9 protein-coding genes are annotated in these 12,160 nt (G+C 68.4%); 1 reads left to right on the top strand and 8 read right to left on the bottom strand.

Features of this window, described 5'->3' with window-relative positions; all coding sequences use genetic code 11:
* Genes AC24R4_RS06800 through zwf form a run of 3 tightly spaced genes read right to left on the bottom strand, consistent with a single transcriptional unit; the run spans position 1 to position 3,210 of the window.
* Complete coding sequence (locus AC24R4_RS06800; RefSeq protein ID WP_400393603.1) at positions 1-990, bottom strand: glucokinase; 990 nt, start codon at positions 988-990, stop codon at positions 1-3.
* 28 nt (positions 991-1,018) lie between these two features.
* Positions 1,019-1,708 carry a 6-phosphogluconolactonase gene (gene pgl / locus AC24R4_RS06795; RefSeq protein ID WP_400393601.1) on the bottom strand — a complete coding sequence of 230 codons (690 nt, stop codon included), beginning with the start codon at positions 1,706-1,708 and terminating at the stop codon, positions 1,019-1,021.
* 53 nt (positions 1,709-1,761) lie between these two features.
* A complete protein-coding gene (zwf, locus tag AC24R4_RS06790) occupies positions 1,762-3,210 on the bottom strand; it encodes a glucose-6-phosphate dehydrogenase (RefSeq protein ID WP_400393610.1) in 1,449 nt (482 codons plus the stop codon).
* Between the two features lie 326 nt (positions 3,211-3,536).
* On the opposite strand from zwf, the gene edd reads away from it, so the two are divergent.
* Entirely contained in the window at positions 3,537-5,363 is a 1,827-nt protein-coding gene (gene edd, locus AC24R4_RS06785) for a phosphogluconate dehydratase (RefSeq protein WP_400393600.1), read from the top strand.
* Positions 5,364-5,506: 143 nt separating this feature from the next.
* On the opposite strand, the gene AC24R4_RS06780 is transcribed toward edd, so the two are convergent.
* From AC24R4_RS06780 to AC24R4_RS06760, 5 genes are all read right to left on the bottom strand, one after another.
* Positions 5,507-6,454 (bottom strand): mechanosensitive ion channel family protein, encoded by a 948-nt coding sequence (locus AC24R4_RS06780; RefSeq protein ID WP_400393599.1) that lies wholly within the window; start codon positions 6,452-6,454, stop codon positions 5,507-5,509.
* Positions 6,455-6,638: 184 nt separating this feature from the next.
* Complete coding sequence (locus AC24R4_RS06775) at positions 6,639-7,535, bottom strand: helix-turn-helix domain-containing protein (RefSeq protein ID WP_487522554.1); 897 nt, start codon at positions 7,533-7,535, stop codon at positions 6,639-6,641.
* Positions 7,536-7,669: 134 nt separating this feature from the next.
* On the bottom strand, positions 7,670-8,965 hold the full coding sequence (locus tag AC24R4_RS06770) for an MFS transporter (RefSeq protein ID WP_400393456.1): 1,296 nt from the start codon (positions 8,963-8,965) through the stop codon (positions 7,670-7,672).
* 199 nt (positions 8,966-9,164) lie between these two features.
* Positions 9,165-10,757, bottom strand: coding sequence for a peptide chain release factor 3 (locus tag AC24R4_RS06765; RefSeq protein WP_400393454.1), 1,593 nt, complete (start codon positions 10,755-10,757; stop codon positions 9,165-9,167).
* Positions 10,758-10,890: 133 nt separating this feature from the next.
* Positions 10,891-11,892: a YihY/virulence factor BrkB family protein gene (locus tag AC24R4_RS06760; protein WP_400393452.1), complete on the bottom strand. Its 1,002-nt coding sequence runs from the start codon at positions 11,890-11,892 to the stop codon at positions 10,891-10,893.
* Between the last annotated feature and the right edge of the window lie 268 nt (positions 11,893-12,160).

The raw sequence follows: 12,160 nt of genomic DNA, 5'->3' as shown, positions 1-12,160 counted from the left end.
TCAGGATTGGGCGTGGCGCATATCACCTTCGAGCCGGTCGGCCAGGGCCCGGGCCAGCCCGGGCAGCGCCGGGAATTCGGCCGCGATCACGTAGACCGGGATATCGGCCAGGTACTGGCCCATGCGGCCCTTGTCGACAAAGCGCGCGTTGAACGGCGACGCGTGGAAGGCATCGACAAAGCGCGGCACGATGCCGCCGCCGATATACACGCCGCCACGCGCCCCCAGCACCAGCGCGACGTCGCCGGCCACCGAGCCCAGCAGGCCGCAGAAGGCATCGAACGCGCGGCGGCATAGCGGGTCGTTCTGCTTCAGGGCGCCCTCCGTGACCTGCGCCGGCGTCAGCGGTTCGGCCAGAAGCGTACCCATTTCTGCGGACAACGCGGCGTGGATGTGCGACAGGCCCATGCCCGACAACAGCCGCTCGGCCGACACCCGGCCAAGCTGGTCATGCGCCGCGCGCCAGGCGATCCATTCGTCACCGGTGGCGGGCATCACTTCGATATGGCCGCCCTCGCCGGCCAGCGCCACGGCACCGCCGCCCGGTGCCGGCACCAGCCCGGACACCCCCAGCCCGGTACCCGGCCCAAGCAGCGCGCGCGGCGCAGTGGCCACGGCGCTGCCCGGGCGCACCTGCACCAGATCGGCCGCAGGCAGGTACGGCAGCGCCAGCGCCAGCGCGGTGAAGTCGTTGATGGCCACCAGCGTGTCCAGGCCCAGCGCCTGGCGCATGGCCTCGATCGAGAACGCCCAGTTGTGATTGGTCAGCTTGACGTGGTCGCCGGTCACCGGGTTGGCCAGGCCGATGGCCGCGTGGCCGGGCCGCTCGCCGTGCGCCAGCGTCGACAGGTACAGGCGCATTGCCGCTTCCAGCGATGCGTGGTCGGCCACCTTGTAGGCCGTGACCTCGCCGATGCGCATCGGCGCGGATTCCAGGGCAAAGCGGACATTGGTGCCACCGACGTCGGCAAGCAGGCGCGGATAGGTCATGGAAGAGACAGGGTTGCGGGATGGCGCGTCATTGCGCCTCGGTTCGGAAGATATCGACACCGCGCCGGTAGCGCGCCAGCACCACGCTGACCGGCAGCGCCGGCGTAGGGGCCTGCAACGCGCGCTCCAGCACGGCGTTCTTCTTTTCGCCGGTGATGGCCAGGAACGTGCGCTCGGCCGCCAGCAGCGCGGCCAGGTTCAGCGTCACGCGCGCGTGGGGTGCCATCGTCGGATGCGTGACCAGGTAACGCGGATCGGGCGCCGACAGCGCGGTCTGCAGCTCGGGCGCGTCGGGGAACAGCGACGCGGTATGGCCGTCCTCGCCCATGCCCAGCACCACCACATCGGGCTGCTGGAACGATGCATTGAGCCGCTGCACCGCCTGCAGCGGCGCGGCAGCCTCCGCCTCGTCGCGGATCAGCGGCACCCAGCCCGCCACGCCCGCCCCTTCGCGCAGCAGGTGGCGGCGCACCAGCGCGCCGTTGCTGTCGGGATGGTCGGGCGGCACCGCGCGTTCGTCCACCAGCGTGACCGTCACGGCTTCCCAGCGGATCGGGCGATAGCGCAGCCGTTCGAACATCGGCACCGGCGATGTTCCGCCCGACACCGCCAGCACGGCCCAGCCCCGGGCCTTGATGACGAGGTCCAGTGCATGGCTGACCGAGATCGCCAGCGACTCGGCCTGGTCCATCAGCGTGGCATGTTCGAACTGGCGCATGGCGCGGGCTCCTTGTCGGTCAACGGGTGGATCGGGCCTGGGCCGGGCGGGCGTCAGACTTCCTCGTGCCAAAGCGCGCCGTCGCGCGACATCAGCGCGGTGGACGCCGCCGGGCCCCAGGTGCCGGCCGTGTACTGCTTGGGCGGCACGGTGCTGGCTTCCCAGGTATCGATGATCGGCTCGACCCAGCGCCACGCCTGCACCTGCTCGTCGCGCCGCACGAACAAACCCAGCCGGCCGCGGATCACGTCTAGCAGCAGGCGCTCGTAGGCGCCCGCGCGGCGCGCCTTGAACGAATTGGCAAAGTCCAGATCGAGCGAGGTAGGCGTCAGTTCCAGCGTGTCGCCGGCCTGCTTGACCAGGAAATACAGGCGGATGCTTTCCTCGGGCTGCAGCCGGATCACCAGCCGGTTCTGCGGCGACAAACCCAGCGGCTTGGGGAAGATGGCGTGCGGCACGTCGCGGAAGTGCACCACGATCTCGGCCACGCGCGACTGCATGCGCTTGCCCGTGCGCAGGTAGAACGGCACCCCTTCCCAGCGCCAGTTGGCGATCTCGGCCTTGATGGCGACGAAGGTCTCGGTGTGGCTGTCCGGGGCAATGCCCTGCTCTTCCAGATAGCCCACCACCGGCTTGCCGGCGATGGCGCCCGAGCGGTACTGGCCGCGCACGGTCTTCTCGGCCACGTCGGCCGGCTGGATCGGCTTGAGCGCCTTCAGGATCTTGATCTTCTCGTCGCGGATGGCGTCCTCGCTGAGGCTGGCCGGCGGCTCCATCGCCACCATGCACAGCAGCTGCAGCAGGTGGTTCTGCACCATGTCGCGCAGCGCGCCGGTGCGGTCGTAGAAGTCGCCGCGCGTTTCCACGCCCAGTTCCTCGGCGATGGTGATCTGCACGTCCTGCACCCATTCGCGGCGCCACAGCGGCTCGAACAGCGCGTTGCCGAAACGGATGGCCATCAGGTTCTGGACCGATTCCTTGCCCAGGTAGTGATCGATCCGGTAGATCTGGTCCTCGGCAAAGTACTGCGCCACGGCCGCGTTGATCGCCTCGGACGACTCCAGGTCATGGCCGAGCGGCTTCTCCAGCACCACGCGCACGTTGGGCGTGTTCAGCCCGGTACGGGCCAGTTGCTCGCAGATGGGGACGAAGATGTGCGGCGCGGTGGCCAGGTAGCAGACCACCACTTCGGGCTTGCGGGCCAGCACTTTCTCGGCCAGCGCGTCGAAGTGGGCCGGCTGGCGCGCGTCGGCCTGCACGTAGCAGATGCGGTCCAGGAACGATGCCCAGGCCTCGGGCGGCGCGTGTTCCAGGCCGGGGCGCACGGTGTCTTCCAGCATGGCCTTGTACTGCTCGGTGGTCTGCGGATGGCTGCCGGTGGCCAGGATGCGCGCCGACGGATGCAGCACGCCACAGCGATGGGCGTCAAAAAGGGACGGCAGCAGCTTGCGCCGCGCCAGGTCGCCGGTGCCTCCAAACAGCACCATGTCGAAATCGGGCATGCTCACCCTGGGCTCCTTGCGGGGTATCGCGGATTGCGTGCGGAATGCGTGGGGCAATGCGCCCCGGCATCTACTGAGTGCCGCCGGGCGGCGCATTGGTTCCAGTGATGTTACGTCACTCATGGCCGCTTGGACAGGCGGGGGCGCCGCCAGGCAGCACGGGCGTACCCGTTTCTGCGTGCCGCCGGTGTGACGGAAAGCCGATGCGGAACATCCTGGCCGATCATCGATCCCATCTGCTGATAGCCCACGGCGATGACACCGCAATGACGGTGGCGTCCGGATTTTTCGGCTACGCTGAAAAGCGCCCTACAGGAGATATCCCCATGCCCCGCCACCCCGTACTGGAGAAAGTCACGGCCCGCATCGTGGCCCGCAGCGCCCCCACCCGCCAGGCCTATCTGGACCGCACGCGTGCCATGGCCGGCCAGCGGGTCGAGCGCGCCAACATTTCGTGTACCAACCTGGCGCACGGCGTGGCCGCCATGCCCGACGAAGCCAAGATCCGGCTCAAGGCGCAGGAGCGGCCCAACCTGGCCATCGTCTCGGCCTACAACGACATGCTGTCGGCCCACCAGCCGCTGCAGGCCTATCCGCAGTGGCTCAAGGAAGCCGCCCTGGAAGCGGGCGGCACCGCGCAGTTCGCGGGCGGCACGCCCGCCATGTGCGACGGGGTGACGCAGGGCCAGGACGGCATGGACCTGTCGCTGTTCTCGCGCGACGTGATCGCCATGGCCACCGCCGTGGCGCTGTCGCACCAGATGTTCGACGGCGTGCTGTGCCTGGGCGTCTGCGACAAGATCGTGCCCGGCCTGGTGATGGGCGCGCTGTCGTTCGGGCACCTGCCCGCCGTGTTCGTACCCGGTGGCCCGATGACCACGGGCCTGAGCAACGACGAGAAAGCCCATATCCGCCAACTTTATGCCGAAGGCAAGATCGACCGCGCGGGGCTGCTGGAAGCCGAGACCCGGTCCTATCACGGCCCCGGCACGTGCACCTTCTACGGCACGGCCAACTCGAACCAGATGCTCATGGAAATCATGGGCCTGCACCTGCCCGGCACGGCATTCATCAATCCGAACACGCCGCTGCGCGAGGCGCTGACGCGCGAATCGGCCCGCCAGGCGCTGCGCCTGGTGCATGGCGGCGAACGCTACACGCCGATTGCCGAGGTGCTGGACGAACGCGCGTTCGTGAACGGCATCGTCGGGCTGGTGGCCACGGGCGGGTCCACCAACCATACCCTGCACCTGATCGCGATGGCCCGCGTGGCCGGCATCCAGCTAACGTGGGACGACTTCCACGAGCTGTCGGCCACCGTGCCGCTGCTGGCGCGCGTGTACCCGAACGGCAAGGCCGACGTGAACCAGTTCCAGGCCGCCGGCGGTCTGTCGCTGGTGATCCGCGGCCTGCTGTCGCTGGGGTTGCTGCATGACGACGTGAACACGGTGGCCGGCCCCGGGCTGGCCCACTACATGCGGGAGCCCGCCCTGCGCGATGGCAAGCTGACATGGGTCGACGGCCCCGAAGCATCGCTCGACGACACCATCGTGCGCACCGCCGATGCGCCGTTCGCGCCCGATGGCGGCATCAAGCTGCTGGACGGAAAGCTGGGCCGGTGCGTGATCAAGACGTCCGCCGTCCAGCCCGAGCACCAGGTGGTGGAGGCGCCGGCCATCGTGTTCCATCATCAGGACGACGTGCTGGAGGCCTTCAAGCGCGGCGAACTGGAACGCGACTTCGTGGCCGTGCTGCCGTGGCAGGGGCCCGCCGCCTGCGGCATGCCCGAACTGCACAAGCTCACGCCCACGCTGACGCTGCTGCAGGATCGCGGGTTCCATGTGGCGCTGGTCACCGACGGACGCATGTCCGGCGCTTCGGGCAAGGTGCCCGCCGCCATCCACGTGTGCCCCGAGGCGCTGTCGGGCGGTGCCATTGGCAGGGTCCGCACCGGCGACATCGTGCGGGTGGATGCGCCGGCCGGCGTGCTCACCGTGAAGGTCAGCGATGCCGATTGGGCGGCCCGCCCGCACGAAGTGCCCGACCTGACCGCCAACCGCCATGGTGTGGGCCGCGACCTGTTCGCCGGCTTCCGCAAGCATGTGGGGACGGCCGAAACCGGGGCCTGTTCGTTGTTCGCGGACGAGGGCTGAGGGATGAGGGCTGAGGAATGGGGGCGGAGGGCCTTGCCGGTTCCGCCGGGGTGGTGGCTCCCCGCTTCTGCAGGTGGGAAAGGGGAGACACCCACCGGGATCCATCAAAAAGCGTACCCGTTTCTGCGTACCCCTCGCAGGCGCTAGTTCGGCTTGCCTGAACGGGTCAGCGGGGCCCGATAGGCGTCGCCACGCCCGTCGCCACGCCCGTCGCCACGCCCATCGCCTCGCCCCGCTTCAGCCGCCTCCGCCTCGTCGGCGGCCGGCACGCGCACCTCCTGCACGGGCACGGCAATGCGGCAGCCGGCCGCCTCCACCGTGGCCTTCAGCTTCGCGTACAACGCGAACTGCACGCTCCAGAAATCGTCGTTCGACGTCCAGTAGCGCGCATTCAGCGTGACGCCACGCTCGGTGTAGCGCACCACCATGACTTCGCGCTTCGGCTGGGGCAGCAGGCGCTTTTCGCTGTCGAGCATGGCCGCCAGTGCGTCCAGTCCGGCCTGGATCGGGCTGTCGAAGGTCACCGTGACCTCCATGTCCATCCGGCGCGTGGGGTTCTCGCTGTAGTTCATGATCGGACTGCCCCAGATCTTGCCGTTGGGCACGCGCAGGCAGACGCCGTCGAACGTCTGCAGTTCGGTCATGAAGAGCCCTGTTTCGCGGACCGTGCCGGCCACGCCCTGCGCGTCGATGTACTGGCCCACGCGAAACGGCCGCAGCAGCACCAGCATGATGCCCGCGGCGATGTTTTGCAGCGTGCCCTGCAGTGCCAGGCCGATGGCCAGCCCGGCCGCGCCGAGCATGGCGATGATGCTGGCCGTCTGCACGCCGAACTGCGACAGCACCAGCACCACGGTCAGCACGCGGATCACCCATTGCACGATGCTGGCCAGCATCGGCCGCAGCGTATCGTCCACATGCGTGTGCTGCAGGGTCTGCCGCAACGCCCGGGCGGCCCGCGCGGATAGCCACCATCCGATGATCAGGATGGTCAGGGCGGCCAGGCAATTCAGGCCCTGGCTGACGGCGAACTGGGTCAGGTAGGCCCAGGTGGCTTCCAGCTTGGCGTGATCGATGAGGTTCAGGTCCATGCGTCAGGCTCCGGGTGTCAAACCCCGCCAGACTTGCGAAGGACGTGCCAGCCGCACCACAGCCGGCGGCAAAAGCGTACCCGTTTCTGCGTGATCCCCGACGGCGCAATGGCTGCCGACGTGCGGCTCCGGGCGGGCCTCCGACATCACAACGGTCCCGCCCGGGGCCGTCCATGTGCAGGATTTACAACTCGCCTGAAATTCCTGCCGCCGTGCGCCATTGGCCCGGCGTGACGCCGTAGGCCGCGCGAAAACGGTTGTTGAAGTGGCTGGCCGAGGCAAAGCCGGCGCGGCTGGCCACCTGCTGCAGGGACAGCCGCCCGTCGTCCAGCAGCGCACGCGCGCGGTCGAGCCGCGCCCGCATGACCCAGGCGTGCGGCGCCATGCCGAACGACACCCGGAACATGCGCGCGAAGTGGAATTCCGACAGGCCGGCCAGTGCGGCAAGCTCGCCTAGGGTCGGATTTTCGGCGGGATGGGCGTGGATCCAGTCGGCCACGCGGCGTCTGGCCTGCGCCGACAGCCCGCCGCGCCAGTTGGCCGCAGGCTGGCGCGCGCCATGGGACAGCAGCAGATGGGTCACGGCCCGGTGCGCCATGGCGTTGCCGACCATGCGGCTGTCAGGGTCCTGCCAGTCCAGCGCCACCAGTTGGCGCGACAGCGCCGCCAGCCCGGCATCCTCGACGAACAGCCGGTCCTGCAGCTGCAGCGCGCGAGGCTCGGTGTCGAGCACGCGCACACAGTGCCAGGCCAGGTGTTCCGGCTGGAAGTAGAGATGCAGGAATCGCTGCGTGCCGCCCACATGCCAGGCCGATTCGTGTCCGGCCGGCAGCAGGCAAAGGCGGTCCGGGCCGCCCTTGCGGTCGGGGGCATCCCGGCGATAGGTCGAATAGCCGCCTTCCAGGTACATCGACATCGTGTGGTGCCCAGGCCGGGCGTAGGCGGTGTCGTCGTGGCGGTTGCGCCAGAGCGCCAGCCCCAGGCCATCGCCCAGCACGCAGGCGCGCTCCAGCGACGCACGCGATTGCGTGAGCGCGGAAAACACGGCGTTGTCGGTGAGGGGCCGGGAGGTGTCTGCCATGGCGTGACTCTAATCCAATCCGGCTGGCCTGCGGACGGATCGCGGCCACGCAGAAACGGGTACGCCTGTGCGTGCGCGCCGACATGGAAAAAGGGTGGCCAGGCCACCCTTTCGAAGGCTCGCGCCGGGCCGCATCAGCGTGCCGGCGCCGCCTTGTTGCCGGACGCGTCCGCACCCTGCGGGCCGGTCGGATGGTCGTGCAGGCGGTCGCGGTGGGTCAGCATCGGGAACAGCTTCATCCATGCCGCCACCACCAGGATCGTGCCGGCGCCGCCCAGCAGCACCGCGCCCACCGGCCCGAGCAGCGCCGCCGTCACGCCCGACTCGAACTCGCCAAGCTGGTTCGATGCGCCGATGAACACCGAGTTGACCGCGCCCACGCGGCCGCGCATGTCGTCGGGGGTATCGAGCTGCACCAGCGTCTGGCGCACCACCACGCTGATCATGTCCGACGCGCCCAGCACCACCAGTGCGGCCATCGACAGCGGCAGCCACGTCGACACGCCGAACACCATCGTCGCCACGCCAAAAATAGCCACTGCGCCAAACATCACGCGGCCCACGCGGCGGTTCAGCGGATGCCGGGCCAGCCACAGCGCCGTCGCCAGCGCCCCGATGGCTGGCGACGACCGCAGCAGGCCCAGGCCCCACGGGCCGGTATGCAGGATGTCGCGCGCATAGATCGGCAACAGCGCCGTGGCGCCGCCCAGCAGCACCGCGAACAGGTCCAGCGACACCGCGCCCAGCAGCACCTGGTGGCTGCGGATATAGGCAAAGCCGGCGAACAGCGTCTTGATGCTGACCGGCGCGGTCAGGCGCTGCGCGGCCTGGCGCAGCTTCAGCGTGAACACCAGCCCCGCGGCGATGGCGAACAGCATGGCGCTGATCGTGTAGACCACCCCCGCGCCCGCCACATAGGCAAACCCGCCCAGCGCGGGGCCGATGATGATGGCGGTCTGCGCAGCCGAGCTGGCCAGCGCCACGGCGCGCGGCAACTGGCGGGGCGTGACCACGCTGGGCAGCAGCGCCTGCAGCGTGGGGGTCTCGAAGGCCCGGCAGCCGCCAATGGCCGCCACGAAGAAGAAGATGTGCTCGCTGGTGACCCAGCCCGAGAAGCTGGCCACGGCCATCGACGCCGCGATCACCGCTTCGAGCATCTGGCAGGTCCGCACGATGATGCGGCGGTCGAAACGGTCGGCCACATGGCCGGACATCAAGATCAGCGCGATCGATGGCAGGAACTGCACCAGCCCCACCATGCCGAGCATGAACGGATCGCGCGTCAGGTCGTACATCTGCCAGCCCACGGCGACCGTGAAGATCTGATAACCGATGGTGGTGCAGAGCCGGGCAAACCAGAAATGCCGGAAGGCGGGGTCATGAAAGACGGAATCCGGCTCGTCGGCCGGCAGCGCGGAGGCGTTGGACATGGGGCTGGAAGCGCCCTGAGGGCGCAGGAGGCAGGCAATGTACGCAGTCGCGTACAAAGCTCAGGATTCTAGCCCAGACGCCGGCATTGCGCCGCGCCGGTGTTGTATCGTTGCCGACACAAAGTGATCAGCACAGCACACCAAGACGGGCCCGACGCCCTCGCGGAATCGGGCCCGCCATGAGCCAGCCGTAGCCGGATCAGGCGATTTCGCGCGTTTCCAGGAAGCGGATATTCGGGAAACGCTCCTGCGTCAGGCGCAGGTTGACCATGCTCGGTGCCAGGTAGACGTGATCGCCGGCACCGTCGATGGCCACGTTGTGGCCGTTCTTGTCGATCAGTTTCTCGATCTCTGCCGGATCGCCCTTGAGCCAGCGCGCCGTGGCGCATTCATGCGACTCGAAGATCGCATCGACGCCATATTCGTGCTCCAGGCGGTGCGCCACGACGTCGAACTGCAGCATGCCGACGGCGCCCAGCACCAGCTCGTTCGACATCAGCGGGCGGAACATCTGCGTGGCGCCCTCTTCGGCCAGCTGCTGCAGGCCCTTCTGCAACTGCTTGACCTTGAGCGGGTTGTTCAGGCGCGCGCGGCGGAAGAATTCGGGCGCGAACGACGGGATACCCGTGAAGCGCAGCGGCTCGCCTTCCGTGAACACGTCGCCCAGGCGGATGGTGCCGTGGTTCGGCACGCCGATGATGTCGCCGGCGTAGGCTTCCTCGGTCGTGTTGCGGTCCTGCGCCATGAACGTGATGGCGTTGTTGATGGCCACGGTCTTGCCCTGCGCCACGTGCAGCAGCTTCATGCCGCGGTCAAAGCGCCCCGAGCACACGCGCACGAACGCGATGCGGTCGCGGTGGCGCGGGTCCATGTTGGCCTGGATCTTGAACACGAAGCCGCTGAACTTGCCTTCCTGCGGTTCGACCGTACGCGATTCGGTCGCACGCGCCAGCGGCGGCGGCGACAGTTCGCACAAGGCGTCCAGCAGCGACTGCACGCCGAAGTTGTTGATCGCCGAACCGAAGTACACGGGCGTCTGCCTGCCGGCCAGGAAGGCCTCGCGGTCGAACGTGTGCGACGCGCCGCGCACCAGTTCGATCTCCATGCGCAGTTCGTCGGCCTGCGAACCGAGGATGCGGTCGAGTTCGGGGTTGTCCAGCCCGTCGAGCATGGCGGCGGTCCCCTTTTCGCCCTTCGGATCGAACAGCTGCACCTTGTCGTCGATCATGTGATACACGCCGCGGAAGGCCTTGCCCATGCCGATCGGCCAGGTCATCGGCGCGCACTGGATCTTGAGCACGTCCTCGATTTCGTCGAGCAGCTCGATCGGCGAACGGCCTTCGCGGTCGAGCTTGTTGATGAACGTGAGGATCGGGGTGTCGCGCAGGCGGCAGACGTTCAGCAGCTTGATGGTCTGGGCTTCCACGCCGTTGACGGAGTCGATCACCATCACGGCCGAGTCCACGGCCGTCAGCGTCCGGTACGTGTCTTCGGAAAAATCCTCGTGGCCCGGCGTGTCGAGCAGGTTCACGATGTTCTCCGGGGCGTCCGGGCGCGACTGGTACGGGAACTGCATCACCGACGACGTCACCGAGATGCCGCGCTGCTTTTCCAGCTCCATCCAGTCGGACGTGGCGTGACGGTCGGCCTTGCGCGCGCGCACTTCGCCGGCCACCTGGATGGCGCCGCCGAACCAGAGCAGCTTCTCGGTCAGCGTGGTCTTACCCGCATCCGGGTGGGAAATGATGGCAAACGTGCGGCGACGCGCAATTTCGGAAACGAGCGAACTCACGGCTTCAGGAATCGGGTAAGGGGCGATGGTCGAAAGGCGCCCGGGCTGGGCGCTGGCGCCGCTGGCGTGCGTTCGGGCGGGCGCCAGCGGCCTGGGAGCACCCGGGACGTGTCCCGGGGATCGGATTGGGGCGCTATTTTACCGGTTCGCGGTGCCGGCCGGGGGCGTGCGTTGCCGGCGGGCGGTTTTCGCGCGCTGGATCATGCCCACGCAGGCTGCCAAACTGCAACGCGTACTGCCGCGTCAGTTCGGCGCCGAAGAAGAAAATTTGTGCCGAATAATACACCCACAGCATCAGCGCCACGACCGATCCCGCCGCGCCATACGAAGACGCCACGGCGCTGTTGCCCAGATACAGCCCGATCAGCCGCTTGCCCACCGAGAACAGCAGCGCGGTGATGATGGCGCCCATCAGCACGTCCCGCCACGCGATCCGCACGTTTGGCAGCATCTTGAAAATCGTGGCGAACAGCGCGGTGACCACGGCGAACGAGAAGGCGGTGGAAATCGCGTCGGCCACGGGCGCGAACCACGAGGCCGTCCAGAGCTGGCCCCAGAATCGGTTGACCACGGCCAGGGCCGCGTTGATCACCAGCGACACCAGCAGCATGAACGCCAGCGCCAGCACGATGCTGAACGACAGCATCCGTGCGCGCAGCAGCTTTTTCCATCCAGCGCCGAGGGGCGGGGGTGCCTGCCAGATATCGTCGAGGCTGCTCTTGAGCTCCGCGAACGCGCTCGTGGCGCCGACGATCAGGATGCCGAACGCGATCGTCGCCGCGATGCCGCTGCCGCCAGCGCGGTGCGTCGCCGCCAGGATGCTCTGGATGGCGGCCGCGCCCTGTTCGCCCACCAGTCCATTGAGCTGCGAGAAGATTTCGCCGCGCGCGGCTTCGGCCCCGAAGAACAGGCCGGCAATGGAGATGACCAGCACCAGGATCGGCGCCATCGAGAACAGCATATAGAACGACAGCGCCGCGCCCTTGCTGGCCGCGCGGTGATCGAACCACGCCATGATGGCGGCCGATACCACGCGCACGGTGCGGCTGCCGGTATGGCGGTCGGGCAGCCAGCGGCCGCGCCGGGGGCTGGGCGGCGAGCGGTCGGGCTTCTCGGGCACGTGTTCTGAAGGCATGCCTGGGTGTCCTGGAGTGGGCTGGCGTCGGGCAGGTTCGGGCCGACCGGAAACGGGGCGGGCCTGGCGCCCTGGACCCTGGCCCCAACCATCGCCCCTGTGACGCATCCTGTCTGTCAGCCGAAGTCTGATGCGTGCGTTCATCATAGTGCGCTCGGGCCGCGGCCGACACGTCTGCCTGCTACAGTTGATCAAGGCACACATGCCGTACCGCCCGCGCCCGGTATATCCGCCGGGCACGCCGCGAGTGCGGCCAGAACAGGAGCCA

It is taken from the genome of Cupriavidus sp. CER-90, from assembly GCF_057652055.1.
This window is presented reverse-complemented; position numbering and strand designations above follow the sequence as displayed.